Consider the following 23,616-nt stretch of genomic DNA (forward strand, 5'->3'; position numbering starts at 1 on the left):
CAGGAGTTGAAAAACATACACGATTTCATATCTATTCATTTGAACAGGACATTAAATTCTCAATATATTGTGAAAAAATAAAAGTAGAGTTAGTAAAGCATGTGGGCGGATAATATCCGCCCCTATATCTGAAAGTTAAGGACGCTGTCCTTTTCAAAACTATAATTAGGAGAATATATAATTGATAGAACAGATTTTTGATAAAAATGAAAAAAGAAAAATATCACGAAAAGTACTTGAAGCGCTCAGAGAATGGTTCGAGGTAGACGAATCAAGGGAACAGTATATCCGCGAAAGTGCTGACTGGATATTTATAGCAGCTAACGAAAACCGAGAACATGTGGGATTCCTTTGTCTGAAAGAAACCGGTAAGGATACCGTGGAACTGGCTGTTATGGGTGTGATGAAAAACTATCACCGCAGCGGAATCGGTCGTCAGCTATTTGAAAAGGCTAAGACTATCGCTACTGAAAGCGGTTATTCCTTTATGCAGGTAAAAACTGTTCAAATGGGCAAATACCCTGATTACGACAAGACCAATCTATTCTATCTCAGCTGCGGTTTCAAGGAGTTAGAGGTTTTCCCCACTTACTGGGACGAAGATAATCCATGCCAGATATATGTTATGGCTTTAAAATAAATAGTAATAATGGGCGAAAAATATCCGCCACTATAATAGCAAACGGCTAAGTGCTAAAGGCTAAAAACTAAATTGGAGGTCTTTCAATGAGCTTTTCTCCTAAAGAGATACTGAAATTCGTTGAAGAGAACGACGTAAAATTTATAAGACTTACTTTCTGCGATATGTTCGGCAATCTAAAAAACGTGGCTATTATGCCAAACGAGCTACCGCGTGCATTTGAATATGGCATCCCGTTCGACGCTTCATGCATTGCGGAGGGCTGCTCTGATTTGCTTCTCGTTCCCGATATATCAACACTTTCCGTTCTCCCGTGGAGACCGAAGTCGGGACGTGTTGTACGCTTCTTCTGCTCACTGAAAAACACCGACGGAAGCGACTATGTAGGCGATATGCGTACAGAGCTGACAAACTATATCAATCAGCTTCGACTCGACGGCTATTCCTGCGAAATGGGCACAAAATGCGAGTTTTATCTTTTCGAGCTTGACGAACGTGGCGAGCCTACCAAGATACCTCACGATAAGGGCGGCTACCTCGATGTTGCTCCCCTTGATAAATGTGAGAACGCAAGACGTGAAATATGTCTCTCCCTTGAGGAAATGGGAATGAGTCCCAAGAGCTCTTGCCATAAGCACGGTCCAGCGCAGAATGAGATAGAGTTCCGCGAAAGCGAGCCCATAACCGCTGCTGACAATATGGTACATTACAAGACTGTTGTTAAGTCCATAGCCGCTCAGAACGGTCTTTTTGCTTCATTCATGCCGAAGCCTCTCCCAGATGAGCACGGAAGCGCTCTTAGCATATCCATAAGCCTTAAAAAGGGAGGCGATAATATCTTCGGCAACGATATAAACGCTATGCCCCATGAAGGTAAATGCTTTATATCAGGAGTTCTTAGCAAGATTAGGGAGATAACTGCCTTTCTCAACTGCACTACCAACTCCTACAAGCGCTTCGGTATAGGTTATGCGCCAAAATATGTCAACTGGTCTACGGACAATCGCTCTCAGCTTATCAGAGTTCCAAAGCCTGTGGGTATATCTCCACGTATTGAGATACGCTCAGCAGACGCATGCTGCAACCCGTATATCACCTTCAAGCTTATACTTGCCGCAGGTATAGAAGGTATACTCGGAAATGATTCCTCTCTCTTCGAGAGCGCTATGCACAGCGATACTGCAGGCTCTGTTTTCCAGCCACTCCCCTCTACTCTTGAGGAGGCAACTTCCGCTGCCAAGGCAAGCCATTTCGTAAGAAGTACCATTTCTCCTGAGCTGCTCGGTAATATCTTCGCTCAGCTCGACCGCCAGATATTTGACTATGAACAAGCTGCGGATAAGGACAAATTTGAAGAAGAGTCATATTTCAAATTCGTATGAGGTAATAAATGGAAAGAGCATTGATAGTTTCCGCAAACAGTAATATATCCGAGCTGGCAGAGCAGCTACTGCGCATAGAAGGCTGCGTGAAGACAGCTTTTGCGGCAAGCGGTAGCGAAGCACGTAGGCTCGTCAATAACGATACCGAACCTGAGGTTGTCATAATTAATACGCCCTTACCCGACGAATTCGGGCAAGAGCTTGCAGAAATGATTGCCGAGTCTACCTCAGCTGGTATCATACTTATATGCGGAAGCGATGTTGCAGATGATATAGCTGACAGAGTCTCGGACAGCGGTATAAATGTTATCGCCAAGCCCGTGACGAGCGATCTCTTACAGCGCACTATACGCCTTGTCATTGCGGCAAGAATACGTATGGCAGGCGTAAAACGTGAAAGTTCAGATATCCTCAGTCGTATAGAAGAAATGCGCACTATTAACCGCGCAAAGACCACTCTCATGAAATACCTGAAGTTCACTGAGCCTCAGGCACACAAATATATCGAAAAGCAAGCAATGAACAACCGCCAGACTCGTCTTGAAGTGGCACAGAGGATACTTACACAATATGAATAATAGTAAAACTTTGCCCCCGTCATTTGACGGGGGTATTCATTTTTATTTAGGGGTACCGAATATTAGACGCATAAGCCAATAGCTGTTGTATCCGCCCTTTGTGCCTGTGTATATCATAAACGCAATAAATGCACCTGCGACCACAATAGTAACGATACAAACGGCTATTGGTATCTTTATAAGATACTTTTCACGCAGCTTCACTGAAATAATTATTGTTATAACCGCAAGTACTATTCCTTCAACGGGAAATCCGAAAAATCCGACCGCAAATGAAGCAGCGGCAATCAGGCTAAGCGGTATACTGAACTTTCTCTCAGTCATTTTTATCACGCTCCCATAAAACATATTCTTTGTTGTTCACATCATCGTAGTAGAAAAATTTGTCCATTGCTTTATTCTTTTCGATATCAAACAGCTTTATCTCACATTTTCCTTTTATTCTTGCAATGGCAATGCTTTCTATTTTACGCTGTTTGAATGTGATACCATAACCATTCTTCTTTTCTCTGTCAAAGCCTGTTCCATACCCCATATGATCTCCGTCTGTGTCACTTATAGTTGGAAAAGTGTACCAAAAAGCAGCTGCTTCACCATCGACAACAAGATAAAGCTCATTGCCGTGTATTGTTACATTGAGATTATTGGGAATATTATATTTTTTCACGTCCATTGACTCAGCTGTGTTTAAAAGATACATAAGCCCGAATATCATCACTCCGCATATAGCTAAAACGCTTATAAGCCCCACTATGAGCTTCTCTATACGCAGACGTCTCTTTATACGTTTAAGTACCTCTCCGTCCTTCTGAGGACTTATACTTACATTTTGACGTAACTTTTCAAGCTCCGATCTACAGGTTGGACAGCCATTGATATGCTCCTCGACCGCTTTTATACTCTCCTCGCTACATACATCATCAGCATACAGCGGAAGCAAATCCTTTACTATATCGCAGTTATTCATTTCTGTACCTCCAGTTCTTCAATTATCTTAAGCTTTGCGCGGTGGAAGGACACTCGCGCCCAGCTTTCGGTTTTTCCGAAGATATCCCCTATCTGCCGGAAGCTAAGCTCACCGAAAACTCTCAGCGTGAATACCTCCTTGTAGGGCTCACTCAGCGTATGAAGAACACGGTGTATCTCCATACTCTGCTCTCCGTCAGCAACCATATCCTCAATGGAAGTTTTTGAATCGGGCAGTGTTTCGGGAACTTCTTCTCCAGTAAACCTGCCACATTTTTTGCCGTGTGTATATAGAAGATTTTTCGCTATCTGACACAGCCATACCCTTATATCGCAGTCACCGCGGAAGCTGTCAACGGACTTCATCGCCCTGAAAAAAGTCTCCTGCGTTATATCCTCGGCAAGATGTTCGTCCGCCGACAGTGATCTTATATAAAGGTATACATCATGGAAATAATCTTTGTAGAGCTCTTCGACTTTATCCAAACTTCTCACCGCCTTCAACTATAAGACTACGATATTTCACTTTCGTTACAGAAATAATAAAAAAGCTGCGGAAAGATATTCAATCCGCAGCGTATTTGCAATTTTACGGCAATATTACTTCTTCTCGGGAGCTTCGTCTTTGTCCTCAAAGTCCTCGATAGTAAGATCGTCATAATCAAACTCAAGGAGCTCATTGCAGTTAGGACAGTTCATTGAGCCCTCTTCTATCATACCTTCGTCAAGAAGTATCGTATCTCCACATGTAGGACAGGTGATCTCATAAAGTTCGTCGTCATCGTCGTCAAAATCGAAATCATCGTCGTCCCAGTCATCGTCCTCATCACAGCTGTCACAGTCTCCGTCACAGTTGTCACACTCGTAGAAATCGTCCTCTACCTGTCCGAGGTCTTCATCAAGAATATCGCAGAGCTCTGTGAGCTCGTCTACCTGTGACTGAAGGTCGTCAACATAGAGCACCAGCTCTGACATAACCTCCGACATCTGGATAAGCACCTTTCCTTCCTTTGTGGAAGTGTCAATCTCAAGACCGTCTATAAGTCCCTTTAAGTATGACATTTTCTCGGTAAGCTTCATAACAAGCTCCTCCTCTCAAATTATAGTAAAGGCAAGGCTTATGCTCTAGACATATACTCGCCTGTTCTTGTATCTACCTGAATGATCTCGCCTTCATCGATGAAGAGCGGAACCTTGATCTCAGCACCTGTTTCAAGTGTTGCAGGCTTTGTTGCGTTTGTTGCTGTATCACCCTTGAAACCAGGATCTGTCTGTGTTACCTTGAGCTCTACAAAGTTGGGCGGCTCAACGCCGAAAACGTTGCCCTTGTAAGAAAGTATCTTACAGATCATTTCTTCCTTTACGAACTTAAAGCTGTCGCCAAGGATAGATGCGCTGATCGGTACCTGCTCGTAGGACTCAAGATCCATGAAGTAATAAAGATCTCCGTCATTGTAGCTATACTGCATATCCTTTCTCTCAACGAAAGCTGTGGGGAATTTTGCAGTAGGGTTGAATGAAGTTTCAACAACCGAGCCAGTGATTACGTTCTTGTATTTAGTTCTTACAAAAGCGGCTCCCTTACCGGGCTTAACGTGCTGGAATTCGATAACCTGTACTACCTGTCCGTCAAGCTCAAAGGTAACGCCGTTTCTGAAATCTCCTGCTGAAATCATTATAAATACCTCCGTATTTTTAAAATAATAATATACTATATTTTACCACATTTCAGTATTATTTGCAATACCTAAAATGAATAATTATAAAGTAATTAGACTTTTTGCGCTTTTTGTCAAGTTTTCGCAGCCGTTTTCGGTCAAAATGACAAAATCCTCTATCCTTACGCCGAATTTGCCTGCTAAGTAAATTCCTGGTTCTACAGTGATAACAGCTCCTTCGTTCAGAGGTAGCTTGTAATTTGTCGAAGCATTCGGCTTTTCGTGTATCTCCATGCCAACGCCGTGTCCGAGAGAATGTCCGAAACAGCTTCCGTAGCCTGCTCGATCTATGATATCACGGGCTATCCTGTCAAGCTCGCTACCGTTCATACCTGCCTTTGCAGCTTCAAGGGCTGCAAGCTGTGCGCTGAGTACAGTGTCGTAAACCTTTTTCATCTCGGCATCAGGCTGCCCTACACATACAGTACGGGTCATATCGCTGTGATATCCGTTATATACAGCTCCAAAGTCCATTAGAACGAACTCGCCATCTTCTATCTTCTTGTCCGATGGAACACCGTGAGGCATAGAAGTATTTGCTCCCGAAAGTACGATAGTATCAAAGGAAAGGTCCTCTGCGCCAAGCTCGAACATAAGTCTGTTGAGCTCAAGGGCTGTCTCGCGCTCGGTAACTCCCGGCTTAATGAAGCAAAGTATCTTATCGTAAGCTGCTTCCGCTATTTCCTGTGCCTTTCTTATACATTCAAGCTCGCTCTCGTCCTTGACCATTCTGAGAGCAGATATCGCAGTGCTCAGTGAGTCATCGTGTACGAAATGTATCTGGCTGAAAAAATGCTCGTAGGCATTTAGCTCCTTCACCGTCATTGTTTCAGACTCTATAGCCACAGACTTTGCTCCGTGCTTGTCGAGCAGCTCCATTAACTGTGGATAGAGCTTTTTTGCCTCAATTACCTCAGCGTCTGTAACAGTAGCCCTTGCCTTTTCAATATACCGGAAATCAATGAGGAGATATGCTTTACCTGGGAATGCAATTACGACTCCTGCTGAGGACTTCATGCCGGTAAAATACCTTCGGTTTATATCAGATGTAATAAGAGCGCAATCTGCCCCTTCAAAACTTTCAAAGAGTTTTTCAAATCTTGTCATTGCGCACCTCTCAGAGCTCTGCAAGCGCCTGCACTGCGAGATAGTAGCTTCCGAAGCCGAAGCCGCTTATGCTTCCCTTGCATACAGGTGCTATTACTGAGTTTGAGCGGAATCCATCACGTGCGAAAACGTTGCTGATATGTACTTCTATGACAGGTATTTTTATTGCTGCTATTGCGTCACGTATCGCATAGCTATAGTGTGTATATGCTCCTGCATTAATTATTACGCCGTCAAATACAGTTCTTGCGGCATGGAGTTTGTCGATGATAGCTCCTTCATGATTGGACTGGAATATCTCACACTCCATTCCCTGCTCCTTTGCACGGTCGATAATATTACTGTTGAGGGTATCTATACCAGTATTTCCATATATACCTGGCTCTCTCTCCCCCAGCAGATTAAGATTTGGACCGTGTATAACAAGTATTTTCTTAACCATATTTACTCCTTTTTGTCGTCAACAAATTTTCTTGGCAGAAAAGGCTTTTCAAGTACTCTCTTGAAGCGTATGAACCTCTTGCTCTTTGGTTCAGGCTCTATTGGCTGAACGTATATCATTCTTATGTGGGAATGATTGGCTCCCCATACATCAGTAAAAAGCTGATCTCCTACAGCGGCAGTCTCTGAGGCGGTAAGCCTCATTTTCTTCATAGCGGCAGTATATCCTCTTTTCAGAGGCTTTCCGCCGTCGCAAACATAATCCAGACCTAGAGGTGCTGCAAAACGCTTTACACGCCCATCGTGATTATTTGAGACTATTATCAGTTTTATACCGTTATTTTTCATATTTTGAAGCCATTCCGTTATACCATCGGCAGGTATGGGATCGTCATGCACAGCAAGGGTGTTGTCTACGTCGAGGATAAGGCCTTTTATACCGTGCTTTTTCAGAAATGAGGGAGTTATGTTAACTGTTCTCCTGAAAGCGAAATCAACGTCGGTATTTGTAATTTTATGTTTTAATCCCAAACTATTTGTCAACTCCGTTCAACAAATGAAAAAGCGAGCCGCAGCCCGCTTTTATCAACATTAATCATAATTCGTAAGATTAATACTTACGCTTACGAGCTGCCTCAGACTTCTTCTTACGCTTTACCGAAGGCTTCTCGTAGTGCTCTCTCTTACGAACCTCAGCAATTACGCCATCCTTTGCACATGATCTCTTAAATCTCTTAAGAGCTGTGTCTAAAGACTCGTTTTTGCCAACACGAACTTCTGCCACTCAATTTCCCTCCCTTGTTCAGAGGTTGCACAGAGCTTTGCTCCATAGCATCTATACTAATCGTCCGTAACAGGACGTCAGTCAGCGCATACCCCAAAAAACAGCAGATACACAAATATAATCATATAGAATATACTATAAGTTTACCACATTTTCTGCCCGTTGTCAAGCATTTTTTTATTAATTAAAATTTTCGTTACTTTGCAACAATATTAACAAGCTTATTTGGTACATATATCTGCTTGACTATGGTCTTGCCTTCAAGGGCTTCCTTTACCTTTTCATCGCTGAGGGCCATTTCAATAACGGGATCCTTTTCTGCGTCTACAGCAACATTCAGCTTTGCCTTGAGCTTACCGTTTACCTGTATAACGATTTCGATAGTATCCTCCTTGCAGAGCTCTTCATCGTATACAGGCCAGCTCTCGTAGGCGATAGTATCATTATGTCCCATAATGCTCCATATCTCTTCACCGACATGAGGAGTGATGCAGGAAAGCATCTTTATAAGTCCCTCAGCATACTCCTTAGGACAGGAATCGTTCTTATAAACTGCATTCACAAATATCATCATCTGGCTGATAGCTGTATTGAAGGCAAGCTTCTCAAAATCGTCAGTTACCTTCTTTACAGTCTGGTGATATACCTTTGTGAGCGCTCCGTCATTGCTGTCAGTAAGCTTGCCGGTCTCTGTAAAGAAACTCCATACTCTCTGTACAAATCTCTTTGCGCCCTCAACACCGTTCTTGCTCCAGGGTTTGCTGACCTCGAGAGGTCCCATGAACATCTCATAAAGACGGAGAGTATCCGCGCCATAATCTCTAACGATATCAGATGGGTTTACAACGAACTCAGGGAAACGCTTGCCCATTTTTATGCCGTTCTCGCCCAATATCATACCCTGATGAACAAGCTTTTTAAAGGGTTCCTTAGTGGGAGCAAGTCCCTTGTCATAGAGATATCTGTTCCATATACGTGAATATATAAGATGTCCTACAGCATGCTCCGGACCGCCTATATAGAGGTCAACAGGCATCCAGTGCTTCAGAAGCTCCTGATTAGCGAATTCCTTGTCGTTGTGTGGATCTATATACCTGAAATAATACCAGCTCGAACCTGCACTTCCGGGCATAGTCGATGTCTCACGTGTACCCTTTACGCCGTTCTTGTCGTACTTCTTCCACTCAGTTGCATTTTCAAGAGGAGCCTTTCCGTTCTTACCCTTGTAGTCATCAAGCTCAGGAAGTATGAGGGGCAACTCTTCATCGTCAAGAGCGTGAATTGCTCCATCCTCGCAGTGTACTACGGGAACAGGCTCGCCCCAGTAGCGCTGACGAGCGAATATCCACTCACGGAAGTGATAGTTTACAGTGCGTTTTGCCCTGCCCATTTTTTCAAGCTTCTGAGTTATGGCTTCCTTTGCTTCTTCAACGGTAAGACCTGTGAATTCCTCAGAATTAATGAGCTTGTAGCCCTTGCCGAGGTACTCAGTCTTCTCCATTGCAGCTTCGGAAACGTCAATATGTCCGTCCTTACCGTCGATGACCTGTATCATGTCGATATTATGAGCAATTGCATACTCAAAATCACGCTGGTCGTGGCTTGGAACCGCCATAACGGCACCTGTACCGTAGCTTGCAAGTACGAAATCACCGATGAACATACGGACTTCTTTGCCATTTACGGGATTTATACAGGTAACCCCCTTAAGCTCACAGCCCGACTTGGTCTTGTTAAGCTCTGTACGGTCCATGTCGTTCTTTTTCTTTGTCTCGTCAATATATGCCTGTACCTCTTCTCTGTTCTGTACACGATCGAGAAGGCTCTCTGTGATAGCTCCGTCGGGGGCGAGTACCATGAAGGTGATACCGTAAATAGTTTCAATACAGGTGGTAAAGATAGAGAACTTTCCACCGCCTACTATATCAAATTCTACTTCAACGCCAGTGGATTTACCTATCCAGTTGCGCTGTATAGCCTTTGTAGACTCGGGCCAGTCTATCTCTTCAAGTCCCTCAAGAAGTTTCTCAGCAAAGGCTGGCTGGTCGATTACCCACTGCTTCATATTCTTTCTTACAACGGGGAAGCCGCCGCGCTCTGATTTGCCGTCGATTACCTCGTCATTGGAAAGTACTGTTCCCAGTTCCTCGCACCAGTTTACAGGCATATCTATGTACTTTGCATAGCCGTCCTTATAGAGCTGCTTGAAGATCCACTGCGTCCACTTGTAGAACTCGGGATCAGATGTTGCTATCATCTTTGACCAGTCGTAGTCAAAGCCAAGCTCCTTAAGCTGCTTAGAAAAGGTCTTGATATTTTCCTGAGTGAAGCCATTGGGGTGATTGCCTGTATTTACGGCATACTGCTCGGCAGGGAGTCCAAAGGAATCGTAGCCCATAGGGTGAAGGACATTATAGCCCTGCATACGCTTCATACGCGAAACTATATCCGTAGCTGTATAGCCCTCAGGATGTCCGGCATGAAGACCTACTCCCGACGGATAAGGGAACATATCAAGTGCATAGAACTTTGGCTTGCTGAAATCCCATACATCAGTCTTGAAGGTCTCGTGTTCTTCCCAGTATTTCTGCCATTTTGCTTCCACAGATGTGAAATCATATCTGCTCATTTTAATATCATTCCTTTATTTAATTATTAATCGTTATTGTTTTTGAAAAATGCTCCTTGACGTCCTTGTCCGCACACAGCAACACTGCACAACCGATATCTATGATACCCTCGATGAGATATATCCAGTTTGAACTTATATTGGATATATTATCCGGCAAATGTATCGCCGCAACTACCACAAGAACCGAAGCAGCGATGTAATTAAGTCCCTTGAAGCCAGTAAGCATTATCACAGCAAGTCCGATTGCAATGAACATATCCCCGAAGTCGAAGCCGCCCCTCAGAATAATGTTCAGCACCGCTTTTGCGATGAAGTATACGCTCATAGCAACGCATATAGCGCGTCCTTTAGGATTGCCAGTACCCATAGCTCACTCCTTGGTTATCATGTTGCTGATATCCATCTGCTCGCCGTCAGCCCATAAGCCTTCAAGCTTGTAGAAATTCCTTGTATCCTTATAGAATACATGAACTATGATATCTCCGTAATCAAGAATTATCCATGTATTTCCAGTATCAGCCTCCCGACGCAGAGGCTCAATGCCCTTCTGGGAAAGGACGAACTCTACCTCGTCGGCAAGGGTCCTTGCATGTGTATTGCTGGTACCATTCACGATAACGAAGTAATCGGCAAGTATTGTCAAATCTGATATCTTTATTGCCTGTATATCCTCGCCTCTTTTGCTATCGAGGGTTTTTATGATAAGTTCAAGTTTTTCCTGTTCGGTCATTCGTTTCACCTTTCCTACGGTTTAATTGTAATTTGTCGAACGCGGCGGCTCGGTAGCATTTTCAAGTTCCGTGAAGGTAGCGCCTGTATCGTCGTAATCATCGTAACTGTAATTCCATTCGTCAACGAATTCAACTATGTTGCTCTCAGTATAGAGCATAGGCGTCTGATAGGGTCTGAAATACTCGTTGAGCATATCTATAGTTGCTCTCTTGTGAATAGAGTAGATACTATAAAAATCCTCACTATTGATATAATAGTCCGCGTCCTCGCCGGGAACCATGTTTACCATTACACTATCCATATCAAGCACAGAACCAAAATCCGCAAGCTTGCTGAGATCCTCTATACTCATATTTGTGGCTATCCACTTGTTTTTGTAAATAGTATATAGATAATTGTAAAGCTTGGGCCTTCCCTCGTCCTTGACTATGGAAAGTATCTTCTGCATAGCAGCTCTCATAAAGCGGCGCTGGTTCTGTACACGTCCGATATCGCCCTGTAACCAGTCATGACGGAAGCGGACGAACCATTCTGCCTGATCGCCGTTGAGAATAACAGGATCTCCCGCAGGTATTATCTTGTCAGCCTCATACATTATCTCGTTGTCGATAGTCATGGGAATACCACCTACAAGATCAACGATATTACGGATATCAAAGCAAGCAGTAGTGATGTATGCATCTATTTGTATGCCGAAGCAGTCCTGAACACAGTTTACGACACGCTGTATCTTGCTAACCTCAGGATCACCGCATGCATATACGCTGTTAATCTTGGTAGTAGGATTGCTCGTGTAATAAATCATTGAACAGTCACGGGGCACCTGAAGGATATGCAGCTTTCCGCCAGCAATATCGAACTGGCAGATCCATATAACGTCAGTATTCTCCAGTTCTTCGTCAAAGCCGAGGAAAAGTACGGTATACTGTCCCTCAATGAGCTGAGGAAGATCAAGTCCGTCGGTAAAGTCTTCATTTACTATCTCTGTGTCAACCTTAAGCTCAATTGTCGGCTGATCAAGTTCTCCCTCAATTTCAATAGTAGGCTGCCAACGCTTGAAATATGTGAGTATAGATACCCTCTCATCTGGCTGACCGCTCTTTTTATACCAAAGAATAGGCATATTAAGACACAATGTTATTATAGCAGCTATACTTAGCACGACTGATGTTATCTTGACTAAGACGTCCTTTTTGCTGCTCTTTTTCTTCGGTATATCCTGATTGTAAAGATGCTTTTCACTGCCCTTTTCATGCTTTCCGTAATAGGTCTGCTGTTCGTGGCGGCGGTTCTTATCCTCGTCACCGATGCTTATATCTATCGAAGGTGACTCGTGAAGTCCCTGATATTCAGGTATTATTTTTGTTTTCTGATCTATTCTGCTGAGTTTTCTGAGTGGCTTTACAGGTTTTCTAGCTCCTGTTTTGTTATCATAAAACTCCTTGTTAAGTTCCTCTCGGTTCATTTGACTCCTCTTTTCAAATTACCATTTTCAAAATGCTTTTATTTCTTTTCTTCTTTAAGCAGTCTTGTATAGAAATTGTACCCCTCGACGGTACATATCGGAATAACTCCACCTTTTTTTATCACGGATTTCATCGAAAACGCAAAGGCTTCCAGCATAGCCGCATTAAGGTCGGTATAAGCCAGTCTGCGCATTTTATCGACATCCTTATAGTCTCTTTCGGCTGAGATAAGATCTCCGATGTATACTATCTCTTCAAGGCGGGACATTCCTGCTCTGCCTACTGTATGGAATCTTACGGAATTAAGGATATCTATGTCCTCGATCCCGAATTCTTTTTTTATATAATAAGCGCCTGCGATACCGTGGAGCAAAGAACGTGTCTCCATTTCCTCACGGCACACGGTAAACCCACTTTCAAGAACGAGAGCCTTCTGCTCTTCCTCAGGAAGCTCCTTGCAGATATCGTGAAGGAGTCCGGCAAAATATGCCTTGTCAGGGTCTTCACCATATTTTTCCGCTAGCTTCTTACACTCAGTCGCTACGTTGAGCGAATGGGTATATCTTTTTACGGTCAGGCGTGCTTTAAGTATCTTCTTTTTATCTTCAGGGTTATACTGCAAAACATCTTCACCTCTAACTGAATATAATCCCTTGGACCTTATATATTGTACTACATTTTCATTAAGATAGCAAGTAAAATCCTCATTTTTTGCAATTTTTTTTCTTATGCTTGTGCTCGATACCTCCGTTGGCACAGCCTCTGAAACAATTATTTTCCCGTATTTTCCAAGCTCATCCGCCTTTTTTCTTAGCTCTGGAAGGTCTCCGCTCTCACGTGAAACAACACAGAGAGTTACATTACGGAGAATTTCTTCAAAACGATGCCACGTGTCAAAGCAGAGAAGCATATCGCTCCCTACCAGCAGAAACAGCTCGTCCTCAGGAAATTCCCTGCGAAAATGTTCGACCGTGTATATAGTATAGCTCACTCTGTCGCTTTTAATCTCATAGTCACTGACAAAGAGCTTAGCATCTGCTCCTGCCGCAAGGCGAAGCATCTCTAGTCTGTCCTCGTCAGGAGCGTATTCAGCTGTTGAACGGTGGGGAGACTTTTTTGAAGGTACGAAATAAAGCCTGTCAAGTCCGAATTCTCTAACGGCTGTCTCCGCAAGGTGGATATGTCCATTATGTACGGGGTTAAAGCTCCCGCCGTATATACCTGTTTTCATCTAACACCTCCGAACCTGTTATATGCTCATTCTACTCCGTATTCCTTTATAACCTCTATACTGCCGATTATATGGCTGTTGAATTCCTTCAGTTCCTCTGCCGGTACCCAAAGCTCCTGATGATAGCTTTTTCCTACAATCTGTACCTGATATTTTCTGCAGAATTCGTCATCTACCTCAAAGCGTGTTATATAACCCTTATGCTCGGAGTTATACCTCACATTCCATTTTTCAGCTATCTCAGCGGCATATCTTTCATTGAGAACAGGATAGAATATTGGCTGATCTGGAAGTCTCGGTGGGAAAGCCCTGTAGCCGCTGTCAGCTATGAGCTTGAGCTCAGCTGAACCCACGGGTCTATATAAGATCATTTGATCACTACCTTCATTTCCACGGGCGCTTGCTGCCTGTCCAGCCCTTTTCTTTCCAATAGTCCATATCAGCCTTGTTCCAGCCGTTACGCTGCATAAGTCTCATTATCTGAAAAAACGCCTTGGTCTTAAAACCAACAGGTACTTTACCCTGCCTTTTCAGTATCTTTTTTGCAATATTGTCAGCCTTTGCACTGATACGGTCCTTTATTTCAGGCTTTACGCTCTGCCAGTCAACTGCCGCGACCGGTCTTCCCAGTCTATACGTCTTAGGTATTCCCCAGAAGAAGCAGCTATCAGCCATATCCTTCATTGTTGACTTTACGCCTGCTCCCGCTGCTGTTGCAACTACTACTGCCTGTTTGCTGAACATTCTCCCGTCGGGACGATGTATCATCCAGCGCCAGCCATAATGGTCCAGCAACGCCTTCATCTGCCCAGTACAGTGGTAAACATACACCGGGGATGTCAATATAAGCACATCTGTCGCGTCAATAAGTTCGGTTATGGGCTTTAGCTTAGAATAATGAGGACATAAGGTCTCATTATTTATGAAACAATTTGTGCAGCCGCAGCAGAACTCGTCAAAGTCACGAGGCAGGAACACCTCGCTGATGTTCTCCGCTGACGTGAGCTTTTCTGCCACGATACGTCCGATACTGTAGGTCGAGCCCTTGTGGTTTGTACCACTTATTATAAGGACCTTCATACTGCACCTCCTGAAGGATAAAGTTTTTTACTTAGCCTTTGGGATATTCTCTATTACTGGTTCCTTTTCGTTGCGCTTGAAAAGCACGAATTTATTGCCGATGACCTGTACAACATCTGCGCCTGTCTGCTCTGCTATGGCATCGGCAGCTTCTCTAGCAGTCCAGCCGGAGTTGTCAAGGACTTTCAACTTAATGAGCTCTCTCTTTGTGAGAGCCGCCTCAATATCCTTGCACATAGCTTCGGTGACACCACCCTTGCCTACCTGATATATGGTTTCATAAGTTGAAGCTATACCACGCAGGTATGCCCTCTGCTTGCTTGTAAGCATAATCTACTCCTTTATCCGTATATCTTTTCATCAAGCTGCTTTTTGCTAAGGTACTCGTAGAGTCCTTTTAATGCTACAGCTCTGTGACTTATCTTGTTTTTTTCCTCAGGGGTAAGCTCAGCCATTGTGCGGTCCCCCACCATAAATATAGGATCGTAGCCGAAACCATTGGTTCCGCGCTCCTCATAGCCGATATGCCCAATGCAACCTCCTGACATGGTAGTTGCTTCCCTGTCATCGACATAAGCTATCGTACACTTGAAAGAAGCCCATCTTTTATCGTCGGGAACGTCCTTCATCTCCTCAAGGAGCTTCGAACAATGCTGTCCATCGGGAGCGTATCTCGCAGAGTAAACTCCCGGTCTGTCGTCAAGAGCCGCTACACAGAGACCGCTGTCATCGGCTATAGTAGGGAGCTTTACAGCTTCGTATACAGCTCTTGCCTTGATAAGAGCGTTCTCTGCAAATGTAGAACCGTTTTCATCGGGATCACAGTTCGCACCTGCTTCTCGCTGTGATAATATCTCTATACCGAGGGGAGCAAGTATCTCCCGTGCCTCTCGTAGCTTGTTGGCATTGTTAGTCGCCATAACGAGCTTAGTTATCATCTTCGTCGTCCTTTCTGCCGAAAAGTCTGCTGAAGAAGCCCTTCTTTTTCTTCTTTTCAGGCTCAGGCTCTGCTTCGGGCTCCTCCTCAGCTTCTACCTCGTCTGTTTCGGCCTCAGCGTCCATGGACTCTTCTGTCAGGCTATTGTCATCATTTTCAGCAGTCTCTTCCTCAACCTCGGTATCAGCTTCGGTGAAGGACTGTTCTCCTTCTTCCTCATATACAGCAGTAGCTTCCTCAGATTCTTTATCCTCGGACTCATCCTCTGACTCTTCGTCATATTCCTCTTCAGCTTCTTCCTCATAAGGAATAAATGCTCCGTATTCGTTGTAATAGCCATTTACGCCGTCCACTTCAACGATATCCTCATCTGTTTCCTCATCATCAGCATATACTTCTGTCTCTTCTTCCTCTTCATCCTCTTTGGGTTCTTCAGAGAAAGTGAATAGAGCGTCAACGAACATATTGCTGTCAAAGGGCTGGAGATCGTCTATCTTTTCGCCTACGCCTATGAGCTTTACAGGTATTCCGAGCTCATTCTTTATGGATATAACGATACCGCCCTTTGCAGTACCGTCAAGCTTTGTGAGTACAATGCCCGTGATAGGAGCTGTCTCGCTGAAAAGCTTTGCCTGATTTACCGCATTCTGCCCTGTTGTTGCGTCAAGTACGAGAAGTATCTCGCGTGAACACTCGCCAGCCTTGCTGTCGATTATACGGTTTATCTTTTTCAGTTCCTCCATAAGGTTCTTCTTATTGTGCAGACGTCCGGCAGTATCTATAACTACTACGTCGCATTCCCTTGCCTTTGCAGCTTCAAGAGCATCATATACCACCGCTCCCGGATCGGAGCCCTCTGCATGCTTTACTATATCAACACCTGCACGCTGAGTCCATACCTCCAGCTGGTCTATAGCTGCTGCACGGAAGGTATCAGCTGCCGCAACAAGAACCTTCTTGCCTTCCTGCTTGAACTGATGACAGAGCTTTCCGATAGTAGTGGTCTTTCCAGCGCCGTTTACGCCTATGACCATGATGACAGCCGGAGATACCGTAAGGTCAAGTCCCGTATCGTCACCCATTATCTCGGCGATGACCTCGTGGATAAGTCCCATTATCTCCTTGGGATCGGTGATACCGCGCTCCTTGATCTTTTTGCGGAGCCTGTCGCATATCTCCTCAGAGGTCTCAACTCCGATATCGCTCATTATCATCTGTTCCTCGAGCTCGTCAAAGAGCTCCTCGTCTATAACGGTAAATTTGTTGAGGATTCGCTGTATACCGCCGAAAAGAAATTCCTTGGTCTTTCTGAGACCGCTGGAAATTTTAGAAAAAAGTCCCATTTATGTCCTCCAAACCGGTTCTATTATTCATATCGCAGCCAACTGCGAAACTGTGACAAAAATTATTGTACATCTGCAACGTCTTCCTGGAAATCCACCTGCTCCATTTTTAGAAGCTTTGAGATACCGTCCTCCTGCATGGTCACACCGTAGAGCACGTTTGCCTCCTCCATTGCGCTTCTTCTGTGAGTTACCAGCACGAACTGGGTTGTGTCAGTGAATTTTTTCAGGTACTGAGCGTACTTTCTTACGTTTACTTCATCAAGTGCCGCATCTATCTCATCGAGTATACAGAATGGCGCGGGTCTCAGTTTAAGTATTGCAAAATATATTGCTATAGCAACAAATGACTGCTCTCCTCCGGATAGTGAGATGAGGTTCTTTATGACCTTTCCAGGAGGCGCTACGCTTATTTCTATACCCGATTCCAGGACGTTTTCAGGATCTGTGAGTATGAGCTCCGCCTTTCCTCCGCCGAAAAGCTCCACAAATATGCTCTTGAAGTTTGAGTTTATTATCGCAAAGCTCTCTGAGAATATCCTGCACATCTCAGATGTCAGATCGGTGATTATTTTTTCAAGCTCAGCCTTTGACTTCTGTACGTCAGCTATCTGCTCCGACATAAAGCGATAGCGCTCGGATACCTCTTTATACTCCTCGATAGCATCAACGTTTACGCTTCCGAGAGCACGTATCTTGTTCTTTATCGATGTGAGCTCTGACTGAGCAGCGCTCATATCCTCTATCTTCTCAGCTATCTGTACAGCCTCGGAGCGTGTGAGCTCATAGACCTCCATGAGTTGCCTGATGATATTGTCTGTATCACGACAAACTGTCTCCTTGCGCTCTTCAAGACGTGTAACATCAGCAGAGAGCTTCTCCTTGGTCTCATTTATAGCCTTAAGACCGTTTTGCATCTCGTTTACAAGACGATTCTGCTCCTTATGCGTATCGTGGCATCGCTGTATCTCTGCATTGTAAGCAGCGGTATTGTCCTTGAAATCAGCAAGTTGCTGTTTGAGCTCAGCAATCTCATTTTCCTTCTGGGATATAATGCCCTTCTGATGTGAGATCTCGTCTTCAAACTGCTTTGCGCCGCTTTTCAGCTCCTCTTCCCTGCTGTCGAGACGTGAAAGCTCCAGCTCCTGCGCCTGAACGTCCTTTGCAAGCTCCATGCCCTTTATCTTAAGCTCTGAAAGTCTGTCGGACAGCTCCTCTCGCTGTTGCCTAAGCTTTTCACGTATACCCTGTCCCTCTGCCAGCTTCTCCTCGGCAGCCTTTATCTCTGCTTCGGTGTCAGTAAGAGCCTTTTCGGAATCGGCTATATTCTGACGAGCTGCGGCAATGCGTTGCTCAGTCTCCGAGATTAGCCTCTCAGAGTCCTCGGACTGTGTGCGGAGCTGCTGTGAAAGTGAAGCAAGACTTGTAAGCTCTGCTCCTATGCGAACACGTTCTGCCTCGCACTGTGTCTGCTCTTCTTTTGCAGCTTCCGTATCATAACGCAGCTTTTCTGACTCAGCACGGAGCTTTTCAGCCTTTTCGCGGAGAGCGTCGCGCTCATCTTCGAGCTTTGCAATCTCGCTGTCAAGGTTGTCTATCTCGTTCTTTCTGGTAATTATACCTCCGGAGCGCTGTGCAGAGCCTCCGGTAAAGGAACCTCCTGCGTTTATGACCTGACCGTCAAGAGTTACTATCTTAAACTTATAGCCGTATTTCTTGGCTATAAGGGTAGCTGTGTCGATATCCTCGGCTATTACTATACGTCCGAGGAGCGAAGCGATTATACCGCTGAACTTCGGATCGTAAGTTACTATCTTGTTTGCGTTAGCAACAAAGCCCTCGCAGCTTTCCAGTCCCTGCTCACGTAGCTCGTAACCCTTTACAGAAGTTATGGGCAGGAATGTGGCACGTCCGCCTTTCTGCTCTTTCAGGAAGCGGATACAGCGCTTAGCGATGTCCTCGTTCTCAACGATGATATTCTGCATTGCTCCTCCGAGTGCAGTCTCAACTGCAACTGCATATTTGGGATCAACGCCTATATTCTGAGCAACAGTTCCCATTACTCCGCCGATACGTCCCTGTTTTGAAGCTTTCAGCACCTGCTTTACGCTACCTGCGAAGCCCTCCATATTGTTTTCAAGGTCAGTGAGTATCTTACGGCGCTGCTGCTTGTCTTTCAGTTCATACAACGCACGCTCAAAGTCGTTCTTTGCCTGCTCGAAACCATCACGGCGTGACTTGTAAAGCCTTTCCAGTCCACTGAGCCTGTTGCGTATCTCCTCAGCCTTTGCGGAGTTCTTTTCAGACTCTGCATTTATTTCTGCTGTCTGTGCATCGTACTCCTCAAGCTTTTTGCCGAGATTTCCACTGCTTTCACGGAGAGTGCTGAGACGCTCCGTCTGCTCCTTTATCATGGACTTTGAGGATTCTATGGTAAAACGGTACTCACTCTGTCTGATGTACATACCGTTTATCTCGCTACCCGCCTTGTCAACCGAGTCACCAAGCTTTGAGCTTTCGCTCTCAGCCCTCTCAAAGCTCTCTTCGGCTTCCTTTATCTCAGCCTCAAGTGCTTTTTGGCGCTCTTCAAGCTCTGCAAGTCCATCAAGTACAGCCTTTCTCTCGTTTTCGAGAGTTTTCTTGGCCTCCTCGGCGTTGTCGATATTCCTCTGCGCGATTTCAACAGCCTCATTGCAGTGCTTTATTTCGTTTTCGAGAACTGCGATACCCGACTTCATATCGGAAGCAGTCTGCTCCTCCTCCAGCATCTTTCTGCGTAGCTCATCAGCTCGCATGGTACTTTCCTGCATCTTTCTGAAAGCGTCGGCTATTTTCTGCTCCTCGCGCTGAATGTCGTTCTCGATATTCTCGTATTCATTCTTGCTTACCAGTATCTTTCCGTCAAGCTCATCAAGTTTCAGCTTCATCTCGTCGAGGTGTGTCACCCATACGGATATTTCCAGCTTTTTGCGCTCCTCTGCAAGCTTTATAAACTTCTCAGCCTTCTGAGACTGAATACGCAGAGGTTCAACTCTGCCCTCAAGCTCTGAGAGTATATCAGTTAGGCGAAGAAGGTTTTCCTGTGCAGCTGTCAGCTTGCGCTCAGCCTCCAGCTTTTTGTACCTGAACTTTGAGATACCCGCCGCTTCCTCGAATATATCACGGCGTTCCGAGCTCTTAGCGCCTACTATCTCTGCAATTCTTCCCTGTCCGATAATGGAATATCCATCACGTCCAAGACCTGTGTCCATGAATAGCTCATTTATGTCTTTAAGACGGCATGGTTTGCCGTTTATTAAATACTCGCTCTCACCGCTGCGGTAAAGCTTACGTGTAACCGCTATCTCTTCTCCGATATCAGGTATTGTATTATCACGGTTGTCTATATTCAGCGTAACTGCGGCAAATCCCATGGGTTTTCTCGCAACTGTTCCTGAAAAAATGACGTCCTCCATCTTGTTACCACGGAGAGTCTTTGTGGACTGCTCGCCAAGCACCCAGCGGACGGAGTCACCTATATTGCTCTTGCCGCTTCCGTTAGGACCGACAACAGCGGTAAGACCCTTGTCAAAGGTAAGGCTTATCTTATCCGGAAATGATTTAAAGCCCTGTATTTCCAATGATTTAAGGTACAATCGCTCACCTCCTCAGTTCACATTCATACTTGGGGATAGCTTGATCCCCAACCAACTTTATATTTACACCGAGCTCCTCAAAGAAGGCAATGTTTGATTTCTTCTGTCCTGTCGCTTTGCTGATACATCTTTCATTGACTGCTATAACGACACTACCGCTAACATTTTCATTTTTCAGAATGAATTCAATATTATGGCGGTATATAAGTGCTTCGCAGAGCTCGCGAAAGGCAGGGTGGTAAAAACCTCCCACCATATCATGCTCCACAAATTCGGAAGCGTGAAGACCACATTTTATCACTCTTATTCCGCTACCCTCAAACATGACCATAGCAGCAGAGGCTATCTCCACAGCCTTATCAAAGCTGAATGGCTTGTACTCACCTGATAGAAGAAGTTCTCCCAACCTCGTATTTTTAAGGATCACAACAGGGTAAATTCTTACGGTATCCGGGGCAAGAGCAACTATCCTTTCAACTGTAGCCCACTCCTTTTCTGGAGTGCTGCCATACAGTCCTATCATCATCTGCAATCCCAACTCAAAATTGAATGCGTGTATGAGCTCACAAGCGTTCTCAACGTCAGCAGAGGTATGTCCGCGCTCATTAGCTTCAAGTACCTCATCGTCCATTGACTGTGCCCCCAACTCTATTGCGGTGACGCCATAGCTTTTAAGAAGCTGTAATACCTCGAAATCGATACAATCTGGACGGGTTGAACAGCGTATGCCGCGGAATCTTCCTTCGCCTACAAACTCATGAGCCGCTTCAAGAAGTTCCAGCATATAATCACGGGGGATTGCAGTAAAGCTGCCGCCGAAAAATGCTATCTCCGTATTTTCAGGCTTTTTCACTTCAATGAGCGCTTTCTGGCATATCTCCCTGACTTCTTCCCCTGAGGGAGCGTGCTGTGCGCCGCTTATGGTACGCTGATCGCAGAAGCTGCACTGATGCGGACAGCCTATATGCGGGATGAATATGGATATATTACTGTGCTTCATAGCCCATAAGCTCAAGAGCTTCCTTCGCAGCTAGCTGCTCGGCTTCCTTTTTGCTCTTGCCAGTGCCCTTGCCTATGACCTGATCGTTAAGGCATACCTCCACAACAAAACGCTTGTTGTGATCTGGGCCCTCTTCGCCGATAAGCACATATTCTACTTTTTCTTCGGGGTTCTTCTGCACTACCTCTTGCAGGACTGTTTTAAAATCATTGAATACCGGCTTCTTTGCATGGCGTATATCCTTCGGCATAAAACGCAGGATATGCTTTGATACAGGCTCCATTCCGCCGTCAAGATATATTGCGGCTATAACAGCCTCAAAGGCGTCCGCAAGTATTGAGGGGCGCTCCCTGCCTCCGGTATTCTCCTCACCTTTGCCGAGGAGGAGAAATCTTCCCAGCTCTATCTGCTGCGCAAATAAATGCAGTGACTTCTCGCATACCAGCGAGGCTCTCATTTTTGTGAGTTCACCCTCTGCGACATTGAGGTTCTTATATAAGAAATCAGATACAACTATCGAAAGGACGCTGTCACCGAGAAATTCGAGACGCTCGTTGCTGCCGTTTGGGCGCTTCTTCTCGTTTGCATAAGACGAATGAGACAGCGCCTGCTTGAGCAGCTGTATATCATTGAATCTATATCCTATTATTTCTTCAAATCTTTCAAGATCTTCCATAGTATCACTCCTTGTCCGCAAGCTCCATACCGGACACAAAGTTCTCTATAACGCCTGTGACATTACCCTCAACACAGCGTTTTGCCTGCCTTACAGCGTTGAAGAACGCCGTACCGTCAGAGCTTCCGTGGGCTTTGATGACCGGCTTTTTAACACCAAGAAGCGCTGAGCCGCCCACTTCCTTATAATCCATCTGCTTGCGAAACGCCTGAATCTTTTTGTAAGAAAGCAAAGCTCCAAGCTTTCCTGCTCCGGAGTAAAGCCATTTTACCTTTTTGGAGAAAAAGCTGCCCATTCCTTCATAGAGTTTCAAAGCTATATTTCCTGTAAAGCCGTCTGTAACAACAACCTGCACCTCGCCCTTTGGCATATCTCTTGCCTCGATATTTCCGACGAAGTTCAATCCTGACTTTTCAAGCAACTTGTATGCTTCTATTTCAAGCTCCCTGCCCTTTGTCTCCTCAGAGCCGATATTCAGCAGAGCAACCTTCGGATTGTCTATCCCCATTACCTTTTCCATGTAAGCGCTTCCCATTATAGCAAACTGTACGAGCATCTCAGGGCGGCACTCTGTATTCGCACCTGCATCCACAAGTACGAAGCTGCCCTTATCTGCCGGCATAACAGGTGAAGGCGCTATCCGTTTAATGCCTTTGATACGCTTGACGATGAAGGTGGCTCCCATAACGAGAGCTCCCGTACTGCCTGCGGAAACAAAGGCATCTCCCCTGCCCTCTGCAAGAAGTCCGAGACCTACAGCCATAGAGGAATTCTTCCCTGACTTGATTATCTCCTTCGGTTCTTCATGTATATCAAAAACATCATCGGTATGAACTATCTCTATACCGTCAAGGCTGAGACCGTTTTTTTCAGCGCAGCTCCTTATCTCACTTTCTATGCCTGTAAGTACAATGCTTACGCCGAGCTCCCGTACTGCTCTTTCACAGCCCTTTATAACTTCCAGAGGAGCATTATCTCCTCCGAAAGCGTCAACTATTATCTTTACTGCCAATTCTATCCAACTCTCCTCTCAGCGACCTGACCGCACGTTCTGAGTATGCGCCATAGCGTTCCTTTTTATCTTTTATCCTTACGCCGATATCGGGAAGTATACCCATATTAGCTCCCATTGGCTGGAAATTCCCACTATTGAACGGATCGCTGACATATCGTGAAAGCGCTCCTGTCATTGTATCAGCAGGGAGCTGAAGGGGTTCAAGTCCTTTTATTTTCCTTGCAGCGGCAATACCTGCTATCAGCCCGCTTGC

Annotated in this window: 25 protein-coding genes and 2 pseudogenes; 3 read left to right on the forward strand and 24 right to left on the reverse strand. The window is 45.1% G+C overall.

Going from position 1 to position 23,616, the window contains the following annotated elements:
• Positions 1-181 precede the first annotated feature (181 nt).
• From J6U00_RS01890 to J6U00_RS01900, 3 genes are all read left to right on the forward strand, one after another.
• A complete protein-coding gene (locus J6U00_RS01890; protein ID WP_296578084.1) occupies positions 182-640 on the forward strand; it encodes a GNAT family N-acetyltransferase in 459 nt (152 codons plus the stop codon).
• 86 nt (positions 641-726) lie between these two features.
• On the forward strand, positions 727-2,022 hold the full coding sequence (locus tag J6U00_RS01895; RefSeq protein ID WP_296578085.1) for a glutamine synthetase family protein: 1,296 nt from the start codon (positions 727-729) through the stop codon (positions 2,020-2,022).
• A gap of 8 nt (positions 2,023-2,030) precedes the next feature.
• Positions 2,031-2,600, forward strand: a complete 570-nt coding sequence (locus J6U00_RS01900; RefSeq protein ID WP_296578086.1) for an ANTAR domain-containing protein — start codon at positions 2,031-2,033, stop codon at positions 2,598-2,600.
• 42 nt (positions 2,601-2,642) lie between these two features.
• On the opposite strand, the gene J6U00_RS01905 is transcribed toward J6U00_RS01900, so the two are convergent.
• The 24 genes and pseudogenes from J6U00_RS01905 to gid all read right to left on the reverse strand — a co-directional run.
• Entirely contained in the window at positions 2,643-2,924 is a 282-nt protein-coding gene (locus tag J6U00_RS01905) for a hypothetical protein (protein WP_296578087.1), read from the reverse strand.
• Positions 2,917-3,567 carry a zf-HC2 domain-containing protein gene (locus tag J6U00_RS01910; RefSeq protein ID WP_296578089.1) on the reverse strand — a complete coding sequence of 217 codons (651 nt, stop codon included), beginning with the start codon at positions 3,565-3,567 and terminating at the stop codon, positions 2,917-2,919. The genes J6U00_RS01905 and J6U00_RS01910 overlap by 8 nt, the downstream gene beginning before the upstream one ends.
• Positions 3,564-4,052 carry a sigma-70 family RNA polymerase sigma factor gene (locus tag J6U00_RS01915; RefSeq protein WP_296578092.1) on the reverse strand — a complete coding sequence of 163 codons (489 nt, stop codon included), beginning with the start codon at positions 4,050-4,052 and terminating at the stop codon, positions 3,564-3,566. The genes J6U00_RS01910 and J6U00_RS01915 overlap by 4 nt, the downstream gene beginning before the upstream one ends.
• Positions 4,053-4,166: 114 nt before the next feature.
• Positions 4,167-4,646 carry a CD1247 N-terminal domain-containing protein gene (locus tag J6U00_RS01920; protein ID WP_296578094.1) on the reverse strand — a complete coding sequence of 160 codons (480 nt, stop codon included), beginning with the start codon at positions 4,644-4,646 and terminating at the stop codon, positions 4,167-4,169.
• Between the two features lie 38 nt (positions 4,647-4,684).
• Positions 4,685-5,242 (reverse strand): elongation factor P, encoded by a 558-nt coding sequence (gene efp, locus J6U00_RS01925; protein WP_294750653.1) that lies wholly within the window; start codon positions 5,240-5,242, stop codon positions 4,685-4,687.
• A gap of 84 nt (positions 5,243-5,326) precedes the next feature.
• Complete coding sequence (locus J6U00_RS01930; RefSeq protein ID WP_296578097.1) at positions 5,327-6,391, reverse strand: aminopeptidase P family protein; 1,065 nt, start codon at positions 6,389-6,391, stop codon at positions 5,327-5,329.
• A 10-nt stretch (positions 6,392-6,401) separates the two neighbouring features.
• On the reverse strand, positions 6,402-6,833 hold the full coding sequence (aroQ, locus tag J6U00_RS01935; RefSeq protein ID WP_296578099.1) for a type II 3-dehydroquinate dehydratase: 432 nt from the start codon (positions 6,831-6,833) through the stop codon (positions 6,402-6,404).
• 2 nt (positions 6,834-6,835) lie between these two features.
• Positions 6,836-7,363, reverse strand: a complete 528-nt coding sequence (locus tag J6U00_RS01940) for a YqeG family HAD IIIA-type phosphatase (RefSeq protein WP_296578101.1) — start codon at positions 7,361-7,363, stop codon at positions 6,836-6,838.
• Positions 7,364-7,442: 79 nt separating this feature from the next.
• A complete protein-coding gene (gene rpsU, locus J6U00_RS01945; protein ID WP_009984057.1) occupies positions 7,443-7,616 on the reverse strand; it encodes a 30S ribosomal protein S21 in 174 nt (57 codons plus the stop codon).
• A 196-nt stretch (positions 7,617-7,812) separates the two neighbouring features.
• On the reverse strand, positions 7,813-10,245 hold the full coding sequence (gene leuS / locus J6U00_RS01950; RefSeq protein ID WP_296578103.1) for a leucine--tRNA ligase: 2,433 nt from the start codon (positions 10,243-10,245) through the stop codon (positions 7,813-7,815).
• 19 nt (positions 10,246-10,264) lie between these two features.
• Positions 10,265-10,615: a hypothetical protein gene (locus J6U00_RS01955; protein WP_296578104.1), complete on the reverse strand. Its 351-nt coding sequence runs from the start codon at positions 10,613-10,615 to the stop codon at positions 10,265-10,267.
• 3 nt (positions 10,616-10,618) lie between these two features.
• Positions 10,619-10,978, reverse strand: a complete 360-nt coding sequence (rsfS, locus tag J6U00_RS01960; protein ID WP_296578107.1) for a ribosome silencing factor — start codon at positions 10,976-10,978, stop codon at positions 10,619-10,621.
• Positions 10,979-10,999: 21 nt separating this feature from the next.
• Positions 11,000-12,445 carry an LCP family protein gene (locus J6U00_RS01965; RefSeq protein ID WP_296578109.1) on the reverse strand — a complete coding sequence of 482 codons (1,446 nt, stop codon included), beginning with the start codon at positions 12,443-12,445 and terminating at the stop codon, positions 11,000-11,002.
• Positions 12,446-12,483: 38 nt separating this feature from the next.
• Positions 12,484-13,677, reverse strand: a complete 1,194-nt coding sequence (locus J6U00_RS01970) for a nicotinate-nucleotide adenylyltransferase (RefSeq protein WP_296578110.1) — start codon at positions 13,675-13,677, stop codon at positions 12,484-12,486.
• A gap of 26 nt (positions 13,678-13,703) precedes the next feature.
• Positions 13,704-14,048, reverse strand: a complete 345-nt coding sequence (locus J6U00_RS01975) for a hypothetical protein (RefSeq protein ID WP_296578112.1) — start codon at positions 14,046-14,048, stop codon at positions 13,704-13,706.
• Between the two features lie 13 nt (positions 14,049-14,061).
• Positions 14,062-14,757, reverse strand: coding sequence for an NAD(P)H-dependent oxidoreductase (locus J6U00_RS01980; protein WP_296578115.1), 696 nt, complete (start codon positions 14,755-14,757; stop codon positions 14,062-14,064).
• Positions 14,758-14,784: 27 nt separating this feature from the next.
• Entirely contained in the window at positions 14,785-15,087 is a 303-nt protein-coding gene (gene yhbY, locus J6U00_RS01985; RefSeq protein ID WP_296578117.1) for a ribosome assembly RNA-binding protein YhbY, read from the reverse strand.
• 11 nt (positions 15,088-15,098) lie between these two features.
• The gene (gene rdgB / locus J6U00_RS01990; protein ID WP_296578120.1) at positions 15,099-15,695 is read right to left on the reverse strand and encodes an RdgB/HAM1 family non-canonical purine NTP pyrophosphatase; all 597 of its coding nucleotides are present in this window, start codon (positions 15,693-15,695) and stop codon (positions 15,099-15,101) included.
• A gap of 442 nt (positions 15,696-16,137) precedes the next feature.
• Positions 16,138-17,037: pseudogene (ftsY, locus tag J6U00_RS01995) on the reverse strand (signal recognition particle-docking protein FtsY); the annotation flags it as partial.
• 62 nt (positions 17,038-17,099) lie between these two features.
• Complete coding sequence (gene smc / locus J6U00_RS02000; RefSeq protein ID WP_296578123.1) at positions 17,100-20,672, reverse strand: chromosome segregation protein SMC; 3,573 nt, start codon at positions 20,670-20,672, stop codon at positions 17,100-17,102.
• A 4-nt stretch (positions 20,673-20,676) separates the two neighbouring features.
• Positions 20,677-21,672 (reverse strand): radical SAM protein, encoded by a 996-nt coding sequence (locus tag J6U00_RS02005; RefSeq protein ID WP_296578128.1) that lies wholly within the window; start codon positions 21,670-21,672, stop codon positions 20,677-20,679.
• Positions 21,659-22,348: a ribonuclease III gene (gene rnc, locus J6U00_RS02010; protein ID WP_296578133.1), complete on the reverse strand. Its 690-nt coding sequence runs from the start codon at positions 22,346-22,348 to the stop codon at positions 21,659-21,661. The genes J6U00_RS02005 and rnc overlap by 14 nt, the downstream gene beginning before the upstream one ends.
• A gap of 4 nt (positions 22,349-22,352) precedes the next feature.
• A complete protein-coding gene (gene plsX / locus J6U00_RS02015; RefSeq protein WP_296578139.1) occupies positions 22,353-23,360 on the reverse strand; it encodes a phosphate acyltransferase PlsX in 1,008 nt (335 codons plus the stop codon).
• Positions 23,338-23,616, reverse strand: a pseudogene (gene gid, locus J6U00_RS02020) (methylenetetrahydrofolate--tRNA-(uracil(54)-C(5))-methyltransferase (FADH(2)-oxidizing) TrmFO); the annotation flags it as partial. The gene plsX and the pseudogene gid, both read right to left, overlap by 23 nt.

Origin of the sequence: Ruminococcus sp., assembly GCF_017650195.1 — a bacterium.
Taxonomy (GTDB): domain Bacteria; phylum Bacillota; class Clostridia; order Oscillospirales; family Ruminococcaceae; genus Ruminococcus.